Here is a 24,825-nt window from a genome sequence, read left to right on the forward strand (position 1 = left end):
AATCTCCCGGCGCACGCTTCCGCCGGATGAACCACTTATCCTGGCAAGACACTCGAAAGCTGACCAACATGACGCTGCCCGATCGCCACATCCGCTGCTATCCCGCTGCATAAGGCTTCGCAACCTCCGCGAAACGGATCGTTCTTCGATGTAATCGACCAACGTGGTCGACGCCCCGAGCGCCGCATACTTTACTGCCTCAGAGCCGAGCTCACCTCGTGATCGAACGAACGCGCAATCCGAGTCATCTGCCTCGCAGAAGGACAGAACATGCTTCATCTCAGTATGCGGCGATTTGCCGTGCCATCTCTCGTCGCCCTGGGATTCACCCTGGGTTCAGCAATGTGCTCGTCGGCCCAGGCCGGCTCATTCGTCTTCGTGACGCCGGCCGATGCGACCACGTCCGGGCCGGTCAGTGCCGAGGCGGACTTCACCACCGCGGAGGGGAAGATCACGATCGTCCTGAAGAATCTGCAATCCAATATCGGGGACGTCGCCCAGGCTATCAGCGACATCAAGTTCTCCGTCGGCTCCAGCTCGGAGCTGATCGGGGCTGCCGTCGACTCGCCGGCTAGCGTCGGAAAGGAGGTCACGGTAGCCAGCAACAAGACCTATTCCGTGGGCTCCTCGGCTGAGGCCGACTGGAATTCTTCGATCGTCGCCAACTCGGTACATCTGGACGCGCTTGGCAGCGGCCAGCCCCAGCACCTGATCATCGGTGGTCCCGACAGCACCACTAACAAGTACGCGGCCGCTGGCGGCTCCATCGCGGGGAACGGCCCGCACAATCCCTTCCTGTACGAGTCGGCCACATTCGTCATCACGGGGGACAACATCACCGCGAACACCCTGATCAAGGACGTGAGCTTCTCCTTCGGCACGAAGGAAGGCGAGCATGTGATCCCCTCGGCGGCGGTTCCCGAACCGAGCTCTTTGCTCCTGGGCCTCGCTGGAATCGGGCTCGCGGGAGCGGTGAAGTTCGCCCGTCGGCGTCAGGCCGCCTGAGGCCGCCGCATCACGAGATCGCGTTGCGTCCCCCGCTGCTCACTGAGAACCGGACTGCGGTTGCGTGGATTTGCACGGCCCCTCGGACTCATCAGACTTTACCGACGACGCTCGAAGCCAGGGTTTCTTGAAGGTCACTCCAGAACCGGATCGAGAGGTGCCAGGAACACCTGGCACCTCTCGGTTTTTGACAGCTTCGGGTTTTCCGGAGCAACCTGCATCCTCGACGCGCCGCCCCCGGAGGTCCACCTCCCGCCTTCGCTTCCCCGCCGCTCCAGCCCCACTTCGACGCCCACTGCGCCACCCCTTCCGCTCCCGCGGTCGGCACACACGAACCGCGGGCGCGGGCCCTGGTCGTTCAGCTCGCCGCGACGGCTTGGGACCTTTCCCGAGAAATCCTGTCCGGTCGACGGTCAATCCCGCGATACCTGAGGGTAACCGCCCGGGCCCGGGGCAGAGCCGACGGTGCAATGCCGTCGTGACTGGGAAAGGGCCTCGTCGCGATCGGGCTCCCGATCGCCGGGCTTCCAACGCCGATCGTGCAGCCTGTTTGTCCATCCTGACGCCGGGACCGAATCGTGATCGCCCGACGCCGGAATCGAGCCGCGCTGCGCACCGTCATGACAAATCCAGGAGTCCAGACGTGCTCACTCAGAAGATCCACCAGATGCTCGGAAATCGTGGCGCCCGCCGTAAGCCCCGGGTTCGCAGGGGCCTGCAGCTCTCGGTCGTGGAGTTGCTCGAGGTTCGGGCCACGCCCGCGGTGAGCGCCGTCTTCGTCCCGGGGGCCTCGGCCCTCACGATCATCGGGGACAACCTGAACAACGCGATTGTCGTCAGCCGGAACGCGGCCGGGACGATCCTGGTGAACAATGGCGCGATCCCGATCGTGGGAGGCACCCCGACCGTCGCGAACACATCCCTTGTCCAGGTCTTCGGCCAGGGAGGGAATGACCTCATCACCCTGAGCGAGGCCAACGGTGCGCTGCCGAAGGGGAACCTCTTCGGCGGTTCCGGCAACGACACGCTGACCGGCGGCTCGGGTGCCGACCTGCTGTTCGGCCAGGCCGGCAACGATACGCTGCTGGGCAAGGGGGGCAACGACTTCCTCTTCGGCGGCGACAACAACGACGTGCTGATCGGCGGCGATGGCGACGACCAGGTCTTCGGCGAGGCCGGCAACGACCGGATGATCTGGAATCCCGGCGACGACACCGACCTCAACGAGGGGGGTGCCGGGACCGATACCGTCGAGGTCAACGGCGGCAACGGTTCGGAGAGTTTCAGCGTCACGCCGAATGGGACGCGGGTCCGCCTCGATCGGCTCAATCCGGCCCCCTTCTCGATCGACATCGTCACCTCCGAGAACCTCGTCGTGAACCTCAACGGCGGCGATGACAACTTCGCGGCCTCGAACGGTCTCGCCTCTCTTATCAGCCTCACGGTGGACGGCGGGTCGGGCAACGACTCGATCCTGGGCGGCGACGGCAACGACATCCTCGTCGGCGGCGAGGGCAACGACTTCATCGACGGCAACCGGGGCAACGACTCCATCTTCCTGGGGGGCGGGGATGACGTCTTTCAGTGGGATCCGGGCGACGGCAGCGACACGGTGGAGGGGCAGAACGGCCTCGACACGATGGTCTTCAACGGGGCGAACATCGGCGAGAAGTTCGACATCTCCGCCAATGGTGGCCGCGTCCGATTCACCCGGGACATCGCCAACATCGTTATGGACCTCAACGACGTGGAGGCGATCACCCTGAATGCACTCGGCGGGGCAGATCAGCTCACCGTCAACGACCTCAGCGGCACCGACCTGACGTCGGTCAACGCGAACCTGGCCGGGACGATCGGCGGCATCGCGGGCGACGGCGCGGCCGATACCGTGACCGTGAACGGCACCAACGGCAACGACATCATCGACATCTTCGGGGCCGGATCCAGCGTCGCCGTCGTCGGGCTCGCCGCCCGGGTAAACATCACCGGCTCCGAGCGCGCGAACGACTCGCTGGTCGTGAATGCACTGGGAGGGAATGATGGCGTGACGGCCACCACCGTCCCCGCCGGGGTCATCAGGCTGACGGTCGACGGAGGGTCCGGCGACGACACCATCCTGGGTTCCCAGGATGCCGACGTGATCCGGGGCGGGGACGACAACGATTTCATCTTCGGCGACAACGGCAACGACATCGTCTTCCTGGGCGCGGGGAACGACGTCTTCCAGTGGGATCCGGGCGACGGCAGCGACACCGTCGAGGGACAGGGGGGCAACGACAAGATGCTCTTCTTCGGGGCCAACATCGCGGAGAACATCAACGTCCTCGCCAACGGCGGCCGGGTCCTGTTCACCCGCGACGTCGGAAACGTGACGATGGATCTGAACGGCGTCGAGTCCATCGAGTTCCGGGCCCTGGGCGGGGCCGATAACGTCACGGTCGGCGACCTCACCGGCACCGACCTGACGAGGTTCGACGTCGACCTCCGCGGCCCCGGCGGCGGCGGCGACGGTGCCGCGGACTCGGTGACGGTCAACGGCACGCAAGGGGCCGATAACTTTGGCGCCGCGGGGGATTCCGGCGGAGTCTCGGTCTTCGGGCTCCATACCGCGGTGAACGTCTTCTTCGCGGATCCGACCATCGACCGGCTCACGCTCAACGGCCTGGGTGGCGACGACGTGATCAACGCGTCCTCGCTCGAGGCCGACGGCATCAAGCTGACCATGAACGGGGGGCTGGGCGCGGACTTCCTCGTCGGCAGCGACGGCGACGACCTCGTCAACGGCGGCGACGGCAACGACACCGCCCTCATGGGCGCCGGCGACGACACGTTCGTCTGGAACCCGGGCGACGACAACGACATCATCGAGGGCCAGGCCGGCTTCGACACGATGCTCTTCAACGGGGCGAACGTGTCGGAGGTCATCAACATCTTCGCCAACGGCGGCCGGGTCCTGTTCACCCGCAACATCGCCAACGTCATCATGGACCTGAAGGACGTCGAAGGCATCGATTTCAATGCCCTGGGCGGGGCGGACAGCATCACCGTGGGCGACCTGTCCGGGACGGACGTCCAGGAGGTCAATCTCAACCTGGCCGCCGCCAACGGCGCCGGCGACGGTGCGGCGGACCGGGTGACCGTCAATGGCACGAGCGGGGACGACGTCATCGCGATCCAGGGGAATGCGTCCGGGGTCGCCGTGCTCGGGCTCGCCGCGACCGTGAACATCACGGGCAGCGAGGCGGCCAACGATTCGCTGGTCGTCAACGGCCTGGCCGGCGACGACGTGATCGAGGCAACCGGCCTCTCCGCCGGGGCGATCAGGCTCACCGAGAGCGGCGGCGACGGGAATGACGTGCTCCTCGGCAGCGCCGGCGACGACGTCCTGCAGGGGAACGACGGCGACGACGTCCTGATCGGCGGCCTCGGCCTGGACGTCCTCGACGGCGGCACCGGCGACAACGTCGTGATCCAGGACTGACGCAGCCCGACCGCCGACTCCCGGAGGGGCGCTCGCGGGCGAGCGCCCCTCCGCGTTTCGAAGGCGGCCGCTCGACGAGTTCCCGTCGGCTCGAGGGGCATCACCCGAACCGCATGTGATCCACGAACTCGTCCTGGAACCGAGGATCGGCGGCCAGTTCGACGTGCTCGGTGATGGCGAGGACCTGGTCGAGGATCTGGCGGCGGCGAGAGGGGGCCAGGAGGAGCATCCGGGCCCCTCGAAGCGCCGCGTTGCCCGCGGGCGTCGGGCGTTCCGCCCACTCCGGGATCAAGCCGATGCGGCGGGCGCTATCCGCCCTCACGTAGTTGCCGAAGGCTCCCGCCAGGTAAAGGCGGCCCGATGCCGGTCGCCGGCCTTCCAGGAGCATGTCGAGCCCGGCCGCGAGCGCCCCCTTGGCGAGCTGGAGCTCGCGGATATCGGACTGCGCGAGCGCCACGGTCCCGCACAGGGGCACGGTCCTGGTCCCTCCGGCGATCCGCCCGCTGGGATCGATCAGCCCGAGGTCGAGCGCGGCCGCCGCGGCATCGACGAGGCCGCTGCCGCAGATCCCTCGGGGAGTGGCCCCGCCGATGGCGGTGCATCGCAGGGCGCCGTTCGCGACGGTCACCCGATCGATGGCACCGGTGCCGGCTCGCATGCCAAGGCCGATGTTGCCCCCCTCGAAGGCCGGGCCCGCGGCCGCCGACGCACAGCGGAGCCCGCGGCGGTCCCCCACGACGATCTCGCCGTTGGTGCCGAGGTCGAGCAATACCCCGGGCTCGTCGCCCTCGAACAGCCCCGTGGCCACGATGCCGGCGAGGATGTCGCTGCCGACGAAGCCGCCGATGCAGGGCAGGAAGCACGCCGGCGAGTTCAGCGTGATCGGCCAGCCGAGTTCCCCGGCCTCGAGCAGGACCGGGCCGATCGACGGGGAACGGAAGGGCACGGCGGCCAGCGGGGCGACGTCGAGCCCGCCGAAGAGATGGTGCATCGCCGTGTTGCCGACGAGGAGGGCCTCCTCGATCGGCCTCCCCGCCGCCAGCCTGGCGAGCATGGTGCCGGTGGCCTCCCGGATCGCGGCCGACAGCGTGCCCGGACTGGAGAGCTCGAAGCGGATCCGGCTCATCAGGTCCGCGCCGAATCGCGCCTGGGGATTGAGCGCGGACTCCACGGCGAGGACCCGCCCGGTCCGTCGATCGACGAGCTGCGCGACGACCGTGGTCGTCCCGACGTCGATCACCGCGCCCAGCCCGTCGGCGGGCTCGAACGGTACGACCGCACGGTCGTCGAGGATTTCCACCGTCCACTGGGCGATCTCCAGGGTGACGGGCCCATCCGACTCTGCCATGCATCCGAGCCGCCAGCCCTGGCCGAGCTCCGTCGCGGTGAACGCGGACCTCATCTCCTCCGTGACGGGCACGTCGCCCTCGAGCACTCGCACCTTGCAGCCGGCGCAGAGGATGGCCCCGCCGCAGGGGAATTCGACCCCGCGCTCGAAGAGCAGGTCGCGGAGCGAGCGGGCCGGCGACGGCTCGAGGCGGACGGTCTCCGCCGGCCCGCTCACGTTCGGTGGCTCCTGGCGAAATCGGCGAGCGCCCGGAGGTTGGCTTCCGGCGTGCCCCGGGGGATCTCGCAGCCCGCGCCCACGATGTAGCGAGATCCGGCCTCCTCGAAGCAGCGGGAGAGCTCGCGGCCGATGCTCTCCGGCGTACCGTCGCGGACGACCCGCACCGGGTCGAGATTCCCGAGCAGGACCTGGTCCGGCCCCATGGCCGAGCGGGCCTCGTGGATGGGGCATGGGAAATCGAGGTCGACGATGTCGCAGCCGAGCGTGCCCATCCCGCCGACGATCTTGCGGGTATTGCCACAGATATGCAGGCGGACACGAGCTCCGACGGCCTTGATCGCCGCGACGAGCTGGCGCTCGCGGCGGACGATGAACGTCTCGTAGAGCCTGGGCCCGATCAGCGAGGCCGCCGCGTCGCCGACGCCGATCACGTCCGCGCCGGCCTCGACCTGCGCCTCGGCGAATGCCGTCTCCATGGTGACGACGAAGTCGAGGAGCTGGGCGACGAAATCGGGGTCGTCGTGGAAGTCCAGCATGAGCGTATTCAGGCCGCGAAGGTCCGCCGCCATGGCGCAGGGGCCCTCGACCCAGCCCTCGACGACGCGGTCGTCGCCCACCTTCTGGCGGAGCAGGCGGACGGCCTCGATCCGGTCCCGCATCCGTCCGTCCCGCGTCATGTCCGGGAGCTTCAGCCCCGCCAGTCGCGACTTGTCCTCGAGCAGGGCCCGGCTCTCGACGACGGCCGGGGGCTGGTCCTCGAACCACCCGACGGCACCCCCGAGGTCGGCGACCTCCCGCGCCGGGTCGGAGATCGCCGAGACGTAGTCGAACCCGAACGCCTCGGCCGTCCGGAACTGCGCGTCGGCGAGTACGCGATGGTCCCTGGCGTAGGTGCCGTACTTCTCGCCGGCCACGTCGGCGGCGAACATCATGGTGATGGGCATCAGCGGCAGGTGATCGACGGCCTGTCCGTCGATCATCGCCAGGATCCGCTGGCGGCCGGTCATGTATCCGTCCTTTCGGCGGCGATGAGGCAATCCTCGGGCCGGGCGACGATCCGATGTCGCGGCGGGACGAGCAGGAAGCTCGATTCGTCCCAGGCGCCGGAAAGGAGCCCGCGGAAGAGGCCGAGGTCACCCCGGAGGACCTCGAATTTCCACCCCTTGTCGACGGCCTCCGCCGCCGCCGACGCCCGGAAGCGGTCGTCGGGCTCGATGCCCGTCTCGATGAACGTGAGCTGCTGGTAGGTGCTCTGGTAGCGCGTCAGCTCCTCGAAGAGGAATCGGCCGTTCTCCTCGCCATAGCGATCGACGAGGTCGTCGAGCGAGGCCCCCACGCCGGTCTGCGATCGCGCCAGCGGCTCGAGGTCCGCCCCGCGCTCCACCCAGCCGCTGGAGCGGTAATAGACGCCGGCGTGGCCCCTGAAATAGTCCTCGAACCGATCCCGGCTGCCCATCAGGAGGGTGATGCAGTCGTGCGCCCGGGGCACGACCAGGGGGACGGACCGGGCTTCCAGCCCCGCCAGGCCGTTGCCGCAGAGGCCGTAGCCCAGGGCGATCGCGTCGTACTTCTCGGCCGCGGCCTCGGCCTCGTCGATCGCGGCCTGGAGCCCGGCGCGCATGGCCTTCGCCCCGAGGTCGTGGAGCCCCTTGGAGAGGAACCGGGCGTCGACGACGTGCGGCGAACGCGTCACCGCGTCGCAGAGCTCGCGGATGATCACCTCGCAGCCGATCAGGAGGATGCGCATGATTCGAGGGCCTTCGTCAGGGCCTGGACGAATGCGGGACTCGTGCCGCAACAGCCGCCCAGGAAGCGGGCGCCGGCCTCGATGATCGGGGCCGCATGGCCCGCGAAGTCCTCGGGCGTCATCGTGTAGACCGCCTTCCCCGCGTCGAGCGCGGGGATGCCGGCGTTGGGCTTGATCCAGACCGGCAGGCCGGACGACTCGCCGAGCCGTCGGCAGATGGACGGGAAGGCATCGGGCCCCGCGCCGCAGTTCGCGCCCACGGCGTCCGCACCCTCCTCGGCCATGGCCTGGCCGACGGCCTCCGGGGTCACGCCCATCATCGTGCGGTCCTTCTTCTTGCCCGCGTCGAACGCGAACGAGACGACGATCGGCAGGCCGAGCGGACGGGCCGAGCGGACCGCGAGCCGTGCCTCCTCGACGTCGCTGAAGGTCTCGAAGAGCAGCGCATCGACCCCGCCGGCCGCGAGCGCCTCGGCCTGGGACGCGAACGCCGAGGTCACCGCCTCGGGGCCGATCTCGCCGGTCGCCAGGACCTTCCCCGTCGGGCCCATCGAGCCGAAGACCCGGACGCCGGGCCGCGCCCGCGCGGCCTCCCGCGAGATCTCCGCGCCTCGCCGGTTGATCTCGGCCACCCGGTCGGCCAGCCCGATCGCCGCCAGGGCGACCGCGTTCCCGCGGAAGGTGTTGGTGAGGATCACATGGCTCCCGGAGTCGATGTACGACCGGGCCACCGCCAGCACGTCGGCCGGCCGCTCCAGATTCCAGAGGTCACCCGGCTGGCCGATCGCCAGCCCGCGGGCCTGCATCTCCGTCCCCCAGGCCCCATCGGTGATGACCACTCGCCGCCCGCCGAACAGTCCCAGCAATCGACCCATCCGTCTCGCCCCCCGTTGACGTCCCTGGCGCGTCATCCCACGCCGCAGAGCTTGCGAGCCAGGCTCACGGCATTGCCCGCGGATTCGCCGTAGCCGTCGGCGCCGATGTCGTCGGCGTATTTCTGGGTCACGGGGGCCCCGCCCACGAGGACCTTCACCCGGTCGCGAACACCCGCCTCCTTCAGGGCCTCGATCGTCGTCTTCATCGAGGGCATGGTCACGGTGAGGAGGGCCGAAAGGCAGACGACCTGGGCACCTTTCTCGCGGATGGCCTCGATGAACTTCTCCGGCGGGACGTCCGTCCCCAGGTCGATCACCTCGAACCCGCCCCCCTCCAGGAGGGAGCCGACGAGGTTCTTGCCGATGTCGTGCAGGTCCCCCTTCACCGTGCCGATCGCCACGGTCCCGGTGGGCCTCGCCCCGCGCGCGGCCAGCAGCGGGCCGAGCAGCTCGAGCGAGCCCTTCATCGCCCTCGCGGCCAGGAGCAGCTCGGGGACGAAGTACTCCTCCTCCTCGTACCGCCGGCCGACCTCGTCCATCGCCGGCACCATCGTCCCGGAGATCAGGGCGAGCGGGTCCATGTCCTCGGCGATGGCCTCCTTCGTCACCGCGACCGCCGTCTTCGCGTCGCCGTTGAGCACCGCATCGTAGAGCTTCCTCAGGTCAGCCATGATTCGCCCCTTTCTTCGTCGGCCGGGGCCGCGGAGGCGGCCCTCGTCGGCCTTCTCGGTTGGTCTCATTCAGGCTAGCCTTGCCCGATGGCCAGGTCAACGAGACGGCGGCCGCCGGCCGCGGAGGCGTTCCGCCTGGCGAGCGCAGGGGCCCCGGGCTATGATCTTGCGCCATCCCCCCGGCCCGATCACTCCCGAGGTACGACCCATGAAGAGCCCCCTGGATCGTCGCCGATTCCTCGCATCCGCCGCCGCCGCCAGTGCCGCCACGACGGCGATCGTGTCCGAGGCTCACGCCGAGGGGGGGGCTCCCGCCCTGCTCGGCGGCACGCCGATCCGACGAGAGCCATTCCCGGCCTGGCCGAGGGCGGATCGGCTCGAGGAGGACGGCCTGCTCGGCGTGCTCCGCAGCGGCAAGTGGTTCCGGGGAGGGGGAGACCGGGTCGATCGGTTCGAGAAGGCCTACGCCGGGATGACCGGCGCGGCGCACTGCGTGGCCGTGGCCAACGGGACGAGCGCGCTGGTGACCTCGCTCGCGGCGCTCGGCATCGGCCCGGGCGACGAGGTCATCATCCCCGCCTATACGTTCATCGCCACGGTCAACTCCGTGCTCCTCCATTACGCGATGCCCGTCTTCGTGGACACCGACCCGGAGACCTTCCAGATCGACGCGCAGAAGATCGAGGCCGCGATCACGGATCGGACCGCGGCGATCATGCCCGTGCACCTGGGCGGGAACGTGGCCGACCTGGACGCGATCATGGAGATCGGCCGGCGGCGGAAGCTCCCCATCATCGAGGACGCCTGCCAGGCCCACCTGGCGGAGTGGCGCGGGAAGAAGGTCGGGACGATCGGCTCGACCGGCTGCTTCAGCTTCCAGGTCAGCAAGAACCTCTCCTCCGGCGAGGGGGGCGCCATCCTCTCCGGCGACGCGGAGCTCGCCGGGCGCTGCTACGCGTTCCAGAACAACTGCCGCGGCCGGGCCATGGAGGGATACCGCTTCACCTATGAAGGTGGACGCGGGGCCAACCTGCGGATGACCGAGTTCCAGGGGAGCCTCCTCCTGGCCCAGATGACCCGGCTGGAGGCCCAGTCTCGGACCCGGGAAGAGAACGCTCGCTACCTGACCGGGCTGCTCGCGGAGATCCCCGGCATCATCCCCGCGAGGCAATACGAGGGCTGCACGAGGAACGCCTATCACCTTTACATGTTCCGATACCACGACGAGGCGTTCGGCGGCCTCGGCCGCGACAAGTTCCTCAGGGCGATGCAGGCCGAGGGCATCCCCTGCTCCGGGGGCTACTCGCCCCTCAACAAGGATGCGTCGGTGGTCGCGGCGATCGCCTCGAAGGGCTTCGGCCGGATCTACCCGAAGGGGGAGATCGAGGGGTTCGCCGCCCGCAACGCGTGCCCGGCGAATGATGCCCTCTGCGGCGAGGCCGTCTGGCTCACGCAGAACATGCTGCTGGGCCCCCGCTCCGACATGGACCAGATCGCGGCGGCCGTCCGCAAGGTCCGCGCCGGCGCCGGGGCCCTGGCGAAGGCATGACCGGGGGCCCGGCGGCGGCGGCGATCCTCGTCAGACGGTGCAGAGCTCGACGGCCTCGCCCAGGCTCGCCAGCGGCTGGCGGACCGGGAGGAACTCGTGGGCGAAGAAGCCGTCGAACTTGACGTCCGCGATCGCGCGGGCGATCGCCTTGTAGTTCAGCTCCTGGGACTCGTCGATCTCGTGACGCCCCGGGTTCCCGCCGGTGTGGTAGTGGCCGAAGGCGGCGTGATCGCGCTCGATCGTGCGGATCACGTCCCCTTCCATGATCTGCATGTGGTAGATGTCGTAGAGCAGCTTGAAGTGGTCCGAGCCCACGCGCTTGACCAGCTCGACGCCCCAGGTCGAGTTGTCGCACATGTAGTCGTGGTGGTCCACCTTGCTGTTGAGGAGCTCCATGTTGAGGATGACGTTCGCCTTCTCGGCGACCGGGACGATCTCCTTGAGCGCGGCCACGCAGTTGTCCATGCCCGTCTTGCGGTCGATGCCCCGGGCGTTCCCGGAGAAGCAGATCACGTTCCGCCAGCCCTCGCGGGAGGTGGCCTCGATGGCCGCGTTCATGGCCTTCAGCGCGGAGTCGCGGAACTTGGGATCGCAGAGGCCGTCCGACAGGGGGTGCGAGTTCACCATGGTGCAGATGAGGCCGTGCTTCTTGATCGCCTCGAAGTCGCTGGGGCCGAGCAGGTCGATGCCGACCAGGCCCATCGATTTGCCCGCGGAGCAGAGGTCCTCGAGCGAGACCTTGCCGTAGCACCAGCGGCAGACCGACTGCTTGAGCCGGCCGGAGCCGGCCTTGCCCTTGGCGGCCGCGGCCGCGGGCACGTTGCCGATGAGGGCCCCGGCGGCGGTCGCGACGGCCGCCGCCTGGAAGAGCTCGCGACGCGTCCGGGGGGCGTCCTGTCCGGGTATACGAGCGGAACTTGACATGATCATCTCCTTGTCGACCGGCCGCGGCCGACGCGCGGCGGCGTGGGAAGGGGTTGCGGGTTCAACTCACCGAGGGATGGATCCAGGGCTGCCGATACGGGCGGGCGAGCCGCTGATTGGCCTCGTCGTCGCCCGTCACGCAGCCCTTCTCCGCGTCCCAAGTCAGCGTGCGGCCGAGCTCGAGGGCGAGATTGGCCAGGATGCAGCTCGCGGTCGAGATGTGGCCCTGCTCGATGTCCGCCACGGGCTTGTTGCGGGTCTGGATGCAGGAGAGGAGGTCGAGCATGTGGTGGCGGATGGCCGGCGCGACGTGCCGCTCCAGGTCCTTCTCGGTCTTGTCCACCGGGTACTGGTCCAGCTCGTAGGTGACGTCGCGATGGATCGGCGATCCGCCGCCGAGCGGGATGAAGTCGTAGCCGTGGACGCTCAGCTTGAGCGTCCCCTTCTCGCCGTAGATCGTGGCGCCCCAGGGGTACTTGGGGTCGACCTCCTGGCCCCACGTCCGGTGCTCCCAGACCACGTCGAGGTCGCCGAAGTCGAAGGTCGCGGTCTGCGTGTCCGGGATGTTGGCCTTGCTCTTCGTCTGCACCAGGATGCCCCCGGTGGAGGCGACCCGCTTCGGCCAGCCCAGGCCCAGCATCCACCGCACCATGTCCAGCATGTGGACGCACATGTCGCCGACGATGCCGTTGCCGTACTCCTTGAACGCCCGCCAGCCGCGGGGGTGGATCATCTCGTTGAACGACCGCATCGGGGCCGGGCCGGTCCAGAACTCCCAGTCCAGGTAGTCCGGCGGGGCCGTGTCCGGGGGATTCCCCTGGCCCCTCATGTGATAATAGCAGTAGATCTCGACCATGCCGATCTTGCCGAGCTTGCCCTCGTTGACGATGCGGTCGCGGGCCTCGATCAGGTGCGGCGTGCTCCGGCGCTGGGTCCCCACCTGGACCACCCGGCCGTGCTTGCGGGCGGCGGCGACCATCGCCTGGCCCTCGCGGATGTCGACGCTGATGGGCTTCTGGACGTAGACGTCCGCCCCCGCCTCCACGGCGGCGATCATCGGCAGGGCGTGCCAGTGGTCGGGCGTGGCGATCAGGACGATGTCGAGGTCCTTCTCGGCGAGCATCTTGCGGTAGTCCGAATAGGTCCGCGGCTGCTTCCCGGAGGCCTGCCGCGACGCGACGATCTGGGCCGCCTCCTGGAGCATCCTGCGGTCGACGTCGCAGAGGGAGACGACCTCGACGGGCGCGACCTGGATCAGCCGCAGCAGGTCGCACTTGCCGTACCATCCGGAGCCGATCAGGCCGACGCGCTTGGGCGGGCCGTCCGGCAGGGCCATCACCCGGCCCTTGATCGAGGAGAGTGTGAGCCCCGCGGCGCCGGCGTGGAGGAAGGCACGGCGATTCATTCGGACGTCTCCCTGGGTCGGGTGGAACTGCGTCGGACTGGATACGACCACTCTATGGGACTGGCCGGCCGATCGCGAGGGGGGAGCGGTGAGCACCGGGGCGAGGGGTCGAGATGAAACGCCGCCGGCCAGGGGACGGCCCTGGCCGGCGGCGGGATGGGACGGCGACCGGCCGGGTCAGCGGCCGCGGGCCTGCTCCAGGGCCTGCTCCGCCCTCTTGGCGCCGGCCTTGACGTAATCGGGGACGTCGGCGGAGGCGAGCTTCTCGTAGATGGCCTTCGCCTCCTTGCGCTGGCCCTGCGTCCGCAGGACGTCCGCGGCGCGGAAGAGGCCCTCGCAGGCGTTGATCCGGCAGGCGGCCGGCATGCTGGCCACGGACTTCTCGAGGGCGGCCGTCGCCTCCAGGTTGCCGATCTTGCCGAGGGAGCGGGCCGCGGCGGCGGCGACCTCGGCGTCCGGGTCCGAGAGCTTGGCGACCAGCGCCGGCACCGCATGGGGATCGCGGCGGACGCCGATGCTGCCGATCACGCCCACGAGCAGCCTCCCCTTCAGGGTGCCGAGCGCGTCGCGGAGGGCGACGTCCACGGCCGGGTCGGGGATCGGCTCCAGGCCGTACCGCGCCATGTGGCCGAGCTCCTCGTTGCAGAGCAAGGCCGCGAGCGCCGGGATGGCCTCCGCGGTCCCCACCACGCCGAGCTCCCGGCAGGCATCCGCCTTGGCCTTGCGCGAGGAGTCCGCGGCCTTGAGGACGGCGATCAGCTTCGCCTCCTTCTCCTTCGGATTCGCGGGCGCCTTCTGGGCGAGGGCGGCCGGCGCCGCCAGGGCCAGCGCCACGACCAGGCCCGCGGGGATAGCAATCAATCGGATCATGATTATGCGTCCTTCCTGAATGTCTCGGGGAGTTCAGATGATCCAGGGTTCCCGCTGGGCCCGCGTCCGGAGGCGGTTGGCCGCCTCGTCGTTGAGGAACTCTTCCTTCACCGGGTCGTAGACCATGTCGCGCTTCAGCCACATGCTGATGTTCGCGGCGTGGACGGTGCTCATGGTGCGGTGCATCACCTCCGCGTTGGCCACCGTGAGCTTGCGGCTCTTGACGCAGTCGAAGAAGTTCCGCACGTGGTTCATCGGCCGGCCGGTGCGCTCGGAGTAGTCGGCCACCAGCTTGTCCGCCTCGGCCAGGAGGGACGGCGAGGAGACCTCGGGCTTGTCGTAGCCGTCGGCGATCGTCACCCAGCCCTCGGTCCCCTCGAACTTCATGCCGCAGGAGCCGTGCCAGCCCTCCTTCTGGAGGATCATCTTCACGCCGTTGGCGAACTTCACGACCATGCCGTCGCCGGTCGGGTTGTTGACGTAGCCGTACTCCACGGCCGAGGTGTTCAGGGCGTCGATGCCGGCCTGCCCCTGCGCGAACGTGTGGGCGCCCCACTCGCCGATGCAGCTCGTGTGGAAGTCATAGTGGCCGCGCCAGCCGCCCTTGATGTAGGCCGAGTTGTAGGGCCGCCAGGGGCAAGGGCCAAGCCACTCGTCCCAGTCGACCTCCTCCTTCGGCGGCTCGGGCTCGCCGGGGAGCCACGAGTGGCTCATCTCGGCGGCGTCCCACGGCGCGATGTGGGCGCGGACCGTGTGGACGTGGCCGAGCTTGCCGGTCCGCGCCATCTCGATGGCGGCCACGAAATTGGCCTCGCTGAGCCGCTGGGTGCCGGTCTGATAGATCCGCCCGTAGCGGCGGGCCGTCTGGACCACGGCCCGACCCTCGGCGATCGTCATGCACGACGGCTTCTCGGAATAGACGTCCTTGCCGGCCCGCATCGCCATGATGGCGGCGGTCGAGTGCCAGCGGTCCCCGGTCGCGATCAGGACGCCGTCGATGTCGGCCCGGGTGGCGAGGAACTCCCGCATGTCCCGATACATCTTGCAGTCGCTGTTGCCGTTCTTCCTGTCGATGATGGCCTTGACGGCCTCGCGCCGCTCCTTGCGGGCGTCGCAGATGGCGACGAAGTGCACGTCCTTCTCGGGGAGCATCCACTTCAGGTCGTGCTCGCCCCGGGAACCGATGCCGATGCCGGCCATCGTGATCCGCTCGCTGGGGGCGACGGCCCCGTCGCGGCCCAGCGCCCTGGCCGGGATGATGGTGGGCAGGAGCGCGGCCGCGCCGGCGGCGGCCGTCGTCCCCAGGCATTGTCGCCGCGTCAGGCCGGCATCCTTGGTCATTCCCCTGGTGGGCCTCGAATCAGTCATCTCGGCGTCTCCCTCGTGACGGATCGTCTCCAAAGACAGGCACGACTTTCGTGACTCCGGGCGGGGCCATCGACGAATCCGCGATCCGGGGATGCGGCACGGCCCCGGGCGGGCTCGCGTCGCATCGGTCTCTCTCCTCCCCCCGCCGTACGGGCGTGCCGCGAGGGTCTCTCAGGGTCGATCGTTGGTGGGATGTCGTCGGTGGATCGTCCCGGTATCTTCGCTCCGCCCGATGCCCCGCACAAGGACCTACCCGGACTTCCCGCCGCCGGCCGGCGCGACCCTAGCGACCCCGGCGGACGACGGCCTTCCGCTCGTGCGGCCCGGGGACGAACATGTCGGCCGAAGTCAGGCCCAGGGCCCGGGCCAGCTCCACGCTGTAGTCGAGCTTGCCCATGTTCGGATATCGGCCGTTGGATCCGAAGCTGAACTTCGCCCCCGCCGCCTTCGCCTGCTTCAGGAACGCGAGCCGCGGCAGCTTGTAGCTGGCGCTGATCTCGATCGCGATCTCATACCCGATCGCGGCATCCACCACCTTGCCGATCCGCGACTCCGTCCAGAGCGTCTCGTACCCGGGCATCAGGGCCTCGGGCAGCCACGAGGCGTTGGCCAGGATGTCGAACGGCTCGGTCGCCATGATCTGGACGTGCCAGTCGACGAATCGGTCCATGAATCGCTCGTGATCCCTCAGCCCGACCTCGTCCTCGTCGAACTTCTCCCAGAGCTTGATCCGCCGCCCCCCCTTGCCGGGGAAGGTCATCGCGTCGGTCAGGACGTAATCGACCCGGGCCAGGACCTCCGGCGAGAAGCAGCCGGCCCAGTCCGTCCATTCGGCCTGCAGCCCGCGATAGACCCCCTTCCCCTCGAGCCGCTTCAGATAGGCCAGCAGCTCATCGTCGTCGCTCAGCACGACCGGATACCTGTTCTCCTTCGTGCCGGCGTGCTCGACGATGCCGAACTTCACCTTGCGCTCGATGCCGAGCGGCAGGACCCGTTCGATGGTGCTGTTGTCCAGGTGCGTGTGCAGGTCGACGAGCGGGAAGTCCAGGGCGGGGCGTTCGTCGCTGCTCCCGTCGCTCCGGCCGGCAAGCCACGAGGCGCCCGCCAGGGCGACGGAACGGGCCAGGAAAGCGCGGCGGGATGGATGGCGATCGACCGGAGGCATGGTGTTGGTCCTTGTCATTCGACGACGAATTCATACCAGAGTGTACGATGCTCCGGCCCGATGGCCACGACGGCATGGTCGCCGCGGGCCTGTACCTTGACCTTGGTCGCCCGACGATTCCCGGCCTGGTCGAGCGGGTAGGCGACGAGCCTGTTCGAGGAGACCGGCAGCTCGATCTCGGCCGGGATCCCCTCGCAGAGCACGGGCGGCTCGCCCCAATGATCGTCCAGGGTGATCTTCGTCCCGTCGAGCTTGCGGAGCCTCGCCCCGGTATTCTGGACGCCGCCGGTCGCCGCGATCAGGATCCGGCCCGGCCGGTCGAAACCCGGGCCGTCGATCGCGGTCATCGTGATCGTGGCCCAGTCCCGGCTCGTCTTGCCGATCCGGAGGCGAACGCCCCCCAGGTCGAATTCGCGGCCGCGGACGAAGCCCGTGAAGAGGCGGGTCCGCGGAGTGCTCGCCGTGAACGTCCCCGCCCCTCTCTCGGTCACGTCCCAGCGCAGCTCTCCGGTATCGGAGACATGGACGCCGCCGGCCGGGAGGGGCCCCGGGCCCCCCGTCGTGACCTTCGCCGACACATCCAGGCCGATGGCGTGGATCAGCGACCATCTCGGGTCGACGCCGAACGCGCCGGTGGTCAGGCCCCAGGCGTTGACGGATTGGCGGAGCTGCGTCTGCTCGGCATCCCTCGCCGCGGGAGCCGTCACCAGCCGGGTCGCCGGCGCGACGTCCCGGCGCGTGAAGATCGCGGCGCACGCGGGCATGTGGACCAGCCGGGTCGGGTCGGACTGGATGTCGAAATAGCCCTCGAGCTTGCCGGGATCGATCGACGAGCCGCCGCTGTAGTCGAACGAGTAGATGGCGCTCCAGTCCTGGAAGGCGCCGAAGGCCGCGATCATCGGGAAGCCCTCCGCCGCGTACGAGATCGGCGCCGGGTGGTTGTACTCGCTCACCGTGTAGGGCTTGCCGGCCACGCGGGTGGACGCCAGCCGGGCGAGCGTGCCGCCCGGCTCGTTGACGAGCGCGGTGTCCTCCACGTACCAGTCCTTGCTGTCCCAGGCGCGATGGGGGAAGACGGGGTGATTCCAGTACGCATGGGCGTCGACATAGTCGAGCTTCGCCTGGATGCTGGGCGGGCTCCAGCCCATCTGCGTGCCCGTCACCAGGGCCTTGACGCCGAGGTCCCGCTTGAGGAACCGGGCCATGCCCCACCAGTAGGCGGACTCGGTGTCCCAGAGGAAGTCCATGAAGTCGTGGCGCGCCGCCTCGGTCATGTTGAGCGAGGTCTTCTTCATCACGGGGACGCTCGAGTCCTCCAGCCTCTGGCCGCGGGCGAGCCCCGCGGCGCCCCCGGTCCGGAGCGACACGTCCGCCAGCTCATACGTGTCGGGCTCCAGGTTCGTCCAGCCGACGCGTGCGTTCGCGTCGTCCTGCTTGACGGTGAACGTGAGGGAGAATGACCGCCACTCGGGGCGCGTCTGCACCTGGGCATTGAAGCCGAACTGCTCCCAGGGCTCGTGCGCCTGCATGGCGTTGACCACGACCTTGCGGGGATGCTCGCTCCGCATCCGGAACGTGAGCGTGTACGGCTCATCCTTGCGGAGCCTGATCCCCTGGTGGTGGAACTGGGGATGCCACGCAACGCTCCCGCTGCGATTCACGACGACCCGGAGCAGGCCGCCCCGGTCCGCGCGGGCGACCGACCATCGCGCCTGGTCGTCGTCGTCGCGCTCCAGGGTCCAGTTCCGCTCTTCGATCCTCGCGAACCGGCCGCCGCGGATCAGCTCCGGGCCCGGGGCCACCTCGCGGGCGTTCCAGGCCGCGCGGAGCCGCTCGGTCGTGCCGTACTTCTTCTTCAGCCAGGCGTTCCAGAGCTCGCGGAAGGTCGCGGCATAGGGATCCGGCAGGTCGTCGAGGCCCCCGTTGCCCCAGGTGTCATGGAGCGCGTTCTCGTTGTTGATCTCCACGAAGGCCACGGCCGGCTCGCGGGCGTAGGGAGTCCGCGTGTACGGGTTCACGTGGGCGAGCAGGTCCCGCGCGTACTTCTTCTGGAGCTCGATCATCCGGGGCTCGAAGTTGTCCAGCCCCTTGTCCATCTCCGGCCGCCGATCCCGGCCCGAGAAGCCCTCGGCCGTGTCGAACGTCCGCGAGACGTGGAGGTTGATGTTGACGTAAACGCCGTTCTTCTTGAGCTGGGCGATCAGGTAGTCCAGCCGTTCCAGCTTGTCCGGGTCGATCGTCAGCTTGTTGGGGCTCTTGCCCCAGATCGAGGACATGTCCATGTGGTGGAGGCGGACGCAGTTGATCCCGAGCCGGGCCAGCCGCATCGCCAGGCGATCGGCCTGGGCGTGGGTGGGGAAGCTCGCCTCGAAGCAGAGGTTGGTCGCCCAGAAGCGGACCGGCCCGGCGTCGTTGACGAGGTGCGGGCCGTCGGCCCGGATCGGCCCGTCCGCGCCGGCCGGGGTCTTCAGCCAGCCGGCCACGTTCGTCACGTTGCCCGGGGAATCGTAGGAGACGACGAACGGGAAGAGCCCTTCCTCGTCCGCGAAGGCCGCGGAGCCCGTCGCCAGGATCAGGAGCGTTCCGAACAGTCCCATGCCCATGGCCGCGTCGCCTCGAGGTCTGGTGCTGACTCATCCGCCACGGCGCCACCATAACGCGCGCCGCGGGGCGAAGCACCAGCCTGGCGGCCGGCCGGCCTACCGCACCTTCCTCCTCATCAGGACGACGACCTGCCGCGGGGTCGTCACGCGGACCGATCGGTCGGCCGGCGAGACGCCGTACGGATTCACCGCCCGGACGCGGTAGAAGTAGGTCCGATTGGGGGCGACGGACGTGTCGCTGAAGCTCGTAGTCGGCGCCGCAACTTGGCCGACGACGGCCCATTTCTTGCCGTTGAGCGAACGCTCGACCTGGTAGTACGTCGCCGGCGAGGTGCTCGCGGTCCAGCCCAGGACGACCTGCCGGGCCTGCTTCGAGAGGACCGTCGTGCCGGTCACCGCGACCGGCGGCGTCGGGAAGACGGGGATCACGGGTGCCGGCGTCGCGACCTGGACGACCGGCGACGGGGCCGAGGCCGCTCCCCCGTAGAGGCTTCGCACCCGGTAGAAGTAGGTCGTGCTCGCGAGCACCGATCCGTCCCGGAACGTCGTCACGCCGGCCCCGACCGTCGCGAGGACGCCCCAGTTCGCGCCGTCGTTCGACCGATCGACGACGAAGCCGGCCTCGTGCAGCACGTCGGACCAGGCGAGGCCCACGCCGCTCGCGTCGGCGCTCGTCACGGTCAGCCGCTGCGGGGCACTCGGCGTGATCGGGACGGTCACGTTCCCGCCCGTGCCGCCGGTCGTGCCCCCCCCGGTGGCCCCACCACCGCTCGACGGCGCCACGATCGTGCCGCTGAGCGAGTAGGTCCCCACGTTCCCGTACTGGCCCCCGCCGCTGACGACCAGGCGATAGCTGCCCGCCTCGAGGGTCGCGTCGAGGTGGGCCGAGAAGTCGTCGGTGGAGACGGTCGCGGTCGCGATCGGGATGGCTCCCGTGGAGTCGTAGAGCGTCACCACGGGCGAGAGGTTGCTGACGCCGTCGGGGACGGTGACCGTGAAGCTCGACGCCCCCGCGCCGACGTCCACCCGGTAGTAGTCCTGCTGCTGGCCCCTGACGATCAGCCCCGAGGCGCCGAGGGAGGTCCCGTCCTGGATGGCCGGCGACAGGGGCGACGCGGCGGAGCTGGCCGCGACCTGGCGGAAGGAGAAGCCGTTGTTGGACCCGCCGATGATCGCCATGTCGTCCTGCATCGTGGACCACGAGACGGCCGACTGCCCGTACCACCAGAGGCTCCGGCGGGACATGTAGCTGTTCCCCATCAGCGGGGCGACCCCGCCGCCCGGGCCGGGGCTGTACTCGGCGACGAGCACCGATCCCGAGTACTTGCTCTGGTGCTCCAGCCCGAAGCTGTGGCCGGCCTCGTGCGAGGCGGCATCGGCCGTGTACTTGGGCTCGCCGCTGGCCAGGTGATCGGGGAAGACGAAGGAGATGTTCGGCAGCGAGCTCATGGTGAAGTCATTCACGTACGAGATGCCGCCGATCGACTTGCCCGTCCAGCTTCCATCGCCGCCGATGTCCACCTTCTGGGTGACGCCGTGGCTCATGTTGGTGGGCTGGACGGTCGTGACGTTGATGTTGAACGGGGCGTAGTCCTCCGCCACGTAGCTCCAGATCGCGCGGATCGCGTCGAGCTCGCTCGAGCTGAAGGTCGACGTGTCGCTGTCCCGGCTATAGGCCGGGACCACGAAGGAACCGAACTGGCCGTAAGACGCGATCGTGTCGCCGAGGAAGTTCAGGTAGAGGTTCGCCTTCGCGCCGGGGAGGCTGCTGAGCTGAGGCACCTCGCCCCCCGGGCTCGTGACGACGGTGGTCCCCGGGGAGGCCACGAAGCCCTGGTATTCGTCGGACGGGCGCGGGTAGAGGAGGCCGGCCGGGGCGGGGATGGCCGGCAGGTCATCCTCCAGGTACGCGGAGAGCGGCACCGGCCCCATGCTCAGGAGCTGTCTCGTTTCCAGGGAGCTGACGGCGGGGCGAAAGTGCCTTCGCGAGACGGGCCGATGGCGGTGCGGACCGGGATGAAGGAGCAACACGAGAAGGCCTCTCCCTGCGGGAACGCGAGTCCGGTGCGTCATGTGGTGTGCCCGAGGTTGGCGCGATCGGCCCGCATCCGCGGGCGGCGTGATGGAAGGACCGGCGAGGGCGCGGGAGGAGACGCGTACCCGACCGGCGCACCGCGATCGTCCGGCTCGCCTCGCGAGACCGGCGACATCCCCGCGCGCAGGGCCGCCTGAACGACTGAGGCGGTCTCACAACCGCGAGTCTCGTGCTCCGTTCGGGGCCGGCTCCAAGTCGAGCCCCCGCCGACGGCCATGGAGGCGGCGACTGACCACGAACCCGTGGCCCTTCCGCCCCCAAACGGCCGGGCCGATCCCGCCCGCAAGGGGCCGGTTCGGCCGGTTCTTCCACTAGAACTCTATGTCACGTTTGGAGGGGCGGAGGGTTTTCGCCCAAGGAATGGTCGTCGCCCCAGATCGCAACGACGTCTCTGGCCCAGTTCGGCACCATTCCCTATTGCTGGGAGGCAGGGCGTGGGGTGTTTGAGAGTTGGCACAAAGCGGCAGTGGGGTGGCCGTGGTGGAAGCGCAGCGACACCGCGGTGAGGCAAGCTGTCACGCCGGACCGACTTTGCTCCGAGGACGAGGCAGTCCCGTGGTGTTCCACCACGGCCACCCGGGGCCCCTGCGTGGCGGCCAGCAGTGTCCAGAACCGCCCTCAGGATTTGGGACGCTCCCCCTGGTTCCAGTACTGCTTATCACCGGAAGTGGGTCCGGGCCGGGACGAAAGCTCCCGGAGTTGCGCGACGAGACGCGGGCGACGGGGAGTCTGTATCGCCGTTCTCACGAGGCGCCTGCCGAGCCGGCGCCGGCCAGCGCCCGCTACCTTGCCTTGTTTCCCGCCAGGTCCTGGGCGGCGGCGGCGGGCGGAACAGAAACGGTCGCGTCGCGGCCGAAGAACGTGTGCGAGTCCGTCTCGCCCAGGTGGATGAAATCCGTCGTGGTGTCGAGAAGATCTTGCAGCGTCAGATGCTCAGATTGCCCAGTCTATCGCGGGTGATCAGGTTGCCCCCGAAAGTGGTCCCAAAGTGCTCCGGAGTCGTAAATAGGGGCACCAGCCACCCATCTTACCCAATCTGGTGCGGGCAATCAGTTTGACCCCGTTGGCTCCCCCGCGGGTTCGAGTCGGAGATTATACCTCGCGGGTGATCGGACGCCCTTTCGCGAGCGGCTGGGCACGCCGAACACAAAGACCTACCGCGTGAGCGCGGCGTGGCATGGCCCCTCTCCTGGCTAGATGTTCGGATGGAGGTCGCGGACGGGGCTTGCCGCCTCTAGGAGCGAGGCGAGGTGCAGGATCGTCGACTCGGCCAGCCAGCTTCCGACGAGCTGCACGTTGATCGGCAGGCCCTCCGTGCTGGTGCCGAACCGCATCGACAGGCCGGGCAGCCCGGTGATGTTCAGCGGCACTGTCGCCCCTTGAAGGTACGTCAGGTCCACCGTCTTGCCGTTGACCGTCAACTCGGTGATGCCGTGCTCGTGGGCCGGCACCGGCAGGACGGGGGTGACCAGCGCGTCGTACTTCTGGAAGTATGCGGCGAACCCGTCCCGCAGCCGCTCGGCCGCCTGCTCGGCCTCGACATGGTCTTTCATGGATGTGTCGGGCAACCCGAGCATGGTCCTGGCCATCGTGTAGATCTCGTCCGGACCATGGCCGGCGGTCGCCTCCGCGAACACGGGCTTCATCTCCATCACGTGGATCCGGTTGAACACGTCGACGGCGAAGTCGCGTTCGAGGGCTGGGATGCGGACCGGCTCCACAACGCATCCGATACCCCTGAGCGCCTCCGCCGCCGCTCGCACCGTGGCGGCTACCTCGGGATCGATCGGGCCGAACCCGGGCTCGACGAGCCAGCCCACCCGGAGTGGACGGTCCGGCGACCGGCCAACCCCGGCATCGAAAGGGGCGGTGCTCGTGGCGAAGCCGTCGAGGCCGTCCGGTCCGGCCAGCAGCGAGTAGGCGAGCGCGAGGTCACGGATCGAGCGGGCCATCGGGCCGACGTGCCAGAAGCGGCGCGGTGCCCGCGGCCAGATACCCGTCATCGGGACACGGCCGTGGGTGGCCTTGAGGGAGACGATGCCCGTCTGTGCGGCCGGGCCGCGGACGGAGATGGCGAGGTCGGTGCCGAGGCCGAGCGGTGACATGCCCGCCGCGATGGCCGCCGACTCGCCGCCGCTCGACCCGCCCGGCGTGCGGTCCAGGGCCCACGGGTTGTTCGACCGGCCGGTGAGCAGGTTGTCGCTTTCGATCCAGTAGGAGAATTCCGGGAGGTTCGTCTTCGCGAGCAGGATCGCACCGGCGGCTTTCAGTCGCGCGACGCTGGTGGCGTCCGCCTCGGGGACGCGGCCCCGGAAGATCGGCGAGCCACGTTGGGTCATCACTCCCGCGGTGTCGATCGAGTCCTTTGCCGTGAAGGGCACGCCGTGCAGGGGACCCAACTCATCGCCCGCCAGGACCGCAGCCTCGGCCGCCTTCGCGGCCTCGATCGCGTCGCTCGCGACGGCGACGATCGCGTTGACCTTCGGATTGATGGCCTCGATGCGGTCGAGATGCGCCCGCACGACCTCGACCGGCGAGATTTCGCGGGCACGGATCATCTCGGCCAGCCGCGTTGCGTCGGAACGGACAGGATCGCTGCTCATCGGCTCGTCTCCCTACCAAGTCGTTGGTAGTTTTCGGGGACCCTTGTTCGCCTACCAAGTGATCGGTAGACTTACTCTAGCGGGCGACCCTCGGTTGTCAACACGCGCCCGTCGTTTCATGGTGGATCGGGCAGGAGTCGGCCAGATGAACTCGGACTCTCGGGAGAAGATCCTGGCGGCGGCCAGGAAGGTCGCACAGGCCCGCGGCTATGGGGGGCTGAATTTCCGCGACGTCGCGGAGGACGTCGGGATCAAGGCCGCAAGCATGTATCACCACTTCCCGACCAAGGCCGACCTCGGCACGGCGGTCGCCCGGCGTTACTGGGAAGACGCCGCGGCCGTGTTGGAGGCCATATCGACCGAGGAACCGGACCCGATCCGCGCCTTGCGTCGCTATCCCGAGACGTTTCGATGGGCGCTCGCGAATCAGAATCGCATGTGCCTCTGCAGCTTCATGGCGGCCGAATACGACGACCTGCCGGAGCCGGTAAAGAGGGAGGTCCAGGCCTTCGCCGACGTCAATGTGGCGTGGCTGAAGAAGACCCTGTCCAGAGCCGGTGCGGTCAAGCCCAGGGACAGCGAGCGCCGGGCCCGGGCCATCTACGCCGCCGTCGCCGGCGCGCAACTGATGGCCAGGAGCCGCGCCGACGTCTCGCTCTATGACGAGTTGATCGAGAGTTACCGCGGAGCCGGGCTCCTTCCGGGATGAACGCGACCGCTGGATCCGGGCCATGAGTGGCCACGCGGGCCATGAGGGCCATGAGTCGGGGGGCGATCACGGGGATCGATAGGGATCGATGGCCACGCACCCCGAATGGGCAACATAGAAAGACAGGAGAGCCCGCCGGCCTGAGAAACTCTGACTGGGCGGCCTTCGGTCGCTCGATTCCGCACAAA

The 24,825-nt window shown here is 69.0% G+C and carries 17 protein-coding genes; 4 read left to right on the forward strand and 13 right to left on the reverse strand.

Annotation, left to right across the window (positions count from 1 at the left end; all coding sequences use genetic code 11):
- The first annotated feature begins 270 nt into the window (after nucleotides 1-270).
- Both G6O54_RS32685 and G6O54_RS32690 read left to right on the forward strand, forming a co-directional pair.
- Nucleotides 271-1,005, forward strand: coding sequence for a PEP-CTERM sorting domain-containing protein (locus G6O54_RS32685; RefSeq protein ID WP_165233654.1), 735 nt, complete (start codon nucleotides 271-273; stop codon nucleotides 1,003-1,005).
- Nucleotides 1,006-1,672: 667 nt separating this feature from the next.
- Nucleotides 1,673-4,486, forward strand: coding sequence for a beta strand repeat-containing protein (locus G6O54_RS32690; RefSeq protein WP_165233699.1), 2,814 nt, complete (start codon nucleotides 1,673-1,675; stop codon nucleotides 4,484-4,486).
- 100 nt (nucleotides 4,487-4,586) lie between these two features.
- On the opposite strand, the gene G6O54_RS32695 is transcribed toward G6O54_RS32690, so the two are convergent.
- From G6O54_RS32695 to G6O54_RS32715, 5 genes are read right to left on the reverse strand one after another with little or no spacing between them, the layout of a single operon-like run.
- Entirely contained in the window at nucleotides 4,587-6,050 is a 1,464-nt protein-coding gene (locus G6O54_RS32695) for an ASKHA domain-containing protein (protein WP_165233658.1), read from the reverse strand.
- The gene (locus G6O54_RS32700; protein ID WP_165233661.1) at nucleotides 6,047-7,060 is read right to left on the reverse strand and encodes a uroporphyrinogen decarboxylase family protein; all 1,014 of its coding nucleotides are present in this window, start codon (nucleotides 7,058-7,060) and stop codon (nucleotides 6,047-6,049) included. Before G6O54_RS32700 ends, G6O54_RS32695 begins: the two co-directional genes overlap by 4 nt.
- Nucleotides 7,057-7,800: a DUF1638 domain-containing protein gene (locus G6O54_RS32705; RefSeq protein ID WP_165233664.1), complete on the reverse strand. Its 744-nt coding sequence runs from the start codon at nucleotides 7,798-7,800 to the stop codon at nucleotides 7,057-7,059. The genes G6O54_RS32700 and G6O54_RS32705 overlap by 4 nt, the downstream gene beginning before the upstream one ends.
- The gene (locus tag G6O54_RS32710; protein WP_165233667.1) at nucleotides 7,785-8,675 is read right to left on the reverse strand and encodes a homocysteine S-methyltransferase family protein; all 891 of its coding nucleotides are present in this window, start codon (nucleotides 8,673-8,675) and stop codon (nucleotides 7,785-7,787) included. Before G6O54_RS32710 ends, G6O54_RS32705 begins: the two co-directional genes overlap by 16 nt.
- Nucleotides 8,676-8,707: 32 nt before the next feature.
- A complete protein-coding gene (locus G6O54_RS32715; RefSeq protein WP_165233670.1) occupies nucleotides 8,708-9,346 on the reverse strand; it encodes a corrinoid protein in 639 nt (212 codons plus the stop codon).
- 208 nt (nucleotides 9,347-9,554) lie between these two features.
- On the opposite strand from G6O54_RS32715, the gene G6O54_RS32720 reads away from it, so the two are divergent.
- Entirely contained in the window at nucleotides 9,555-10,895 is a 1,341-nt protein-coding gene (locus G6O54_RS32720; protein WP_165233673.1) for a DegT/DnrJ/EryC1/StrS family aminotransferase, read from the forward strand.
- 30 nt (nucleotides 10,896-10,925) lie between these two features.
- On the opposite strand, the gene G6O54_RS32725 is transcribed toward G6O54_RS32720, so the two are convergent.
- From G6O54_RS32725 to G6O54_RS32760, 8 genes are all read right to left on the reverse strand, one after another.
- Nucleotides 10,926-11,819 carry a hydroxypyruvate isomerase family protein gene (locus tag G6O54_RS32725; protein WP_205679108.1) on the reverse strand — a complete coding sequence of 298 codons (894 nt, stop codon included), beginning with the start codon at nucleotides 11,817-11,819 and terminating at the stop codon, nucleotides 10,926-10,928.
- A 61-nt stretch (nucleotides 11,820-11,880) separates the two neighbouring features.
- Entirely contained in the window at nucleotides 11,881-13,224 is a 1,344-nt protein-coding gene (locus G6O54_RS32730) for a Gfo/Idh/MocA family protein (RefSeq protein WP_165233679.1), read from the reverse strand.
- 177 nt (nucleotides 13,225-13,401) lie between these two features.
- Nucleotides 13,402-14,094, reverse strand: coding sequence for a HEAT repeat domain-containing protein (locus G6O54_RS32735; protein ID WP_165233682.1), 693 nt, complete (start codon nucleotides 14,092-14,094; stop codon nucleotides 13,402-13,404).
- Between the two features lie 33 nt (nucleotides 14,095-14,127).
- Nucleotides 14,128-15,462 (reverse strand): Gfo/Idh/MocA family protein, encoded by a 1,335-nt coding sequence (locus G6O54_RS32740; RefSeq protein ID WP_205679109.1) that lies wholly within the window; start codon nucleotides 15,460-15,462, stop codon nucleotides 14,128-14,130.
- Nucleotides 15,463-15,745: 283 nt separating this feature from the next.
- A complete protein-coding gene (locus G6O54_RS32745) occupies nucleotides 15,746-16,627 on the reverse strand; it encodes a hypothetical protein (RefSeq protein ID WP_165233685.1) in 882 nt (293 codons plus the stop codon).
- A gap of 14 nt (nucleotides 16,628-16,641) precedes the next feature.
- Entirely contained in the window at nucleotides 16,642-19,230 is a 2,589-nt protein-coding gene (locus G6O54_RS32750) for a carbohydrate binding domain-containing protein (protein ID WP_165233688.1), read from the reverse strand.
- 96 nt (nucleotides 19,231-19,326) lie between these two features.
- Entirely contained in the window at nucleotides 19,327-21,261 is a 1,935-nt protein-coding gene (locus G6O54_RS32755) for a fibronectin type III domain-containing protein (protein ID WP_165233691.1), read from the reverse strand.
- Between the two features lie 1,257 nt (nucleotides 21,262-22,518).
- The gene (locus tag G6O54_RS32760; protein WP_165233694.1) at nucleotides 22,519-23,928 is read right to left on the reverse strand and encodes an amidase; all 1,410 of its coding nucleotides are present in this window, start codon (nucleotides 23,926-23,928) and stop codon (nucleotides 22,519-22,521) included.
- Between the two features lie 145 nt (nucleotides 23,929-24,073).
- On the opposite strand from G6O54_RS32760, the gene G6O54_RS32765 reads away from it, so the two are divergent.
- Entirely contained in the window at nucleotides 24,074-24,637 is a 564-nt protein-coding gene (locus G6O54_RS32765; RefSeq protein ID WP_165233696.1) for a TetR/AcrR family transcriptional regulator, read from the forward strand.
- Nucleotides 24,638-24,825 lie beyond the last annotated feature (188 nt).

It is taken from the genome of Aquisphaera insulae, from assembly GCF_011064615.1.
Classification (GTDB): Bacteria; Planctomycetota; Planctomycetia; order Isosphaerales; family Isosphaeraceae; genus Aquisphaera; species Aquisphaera insulae.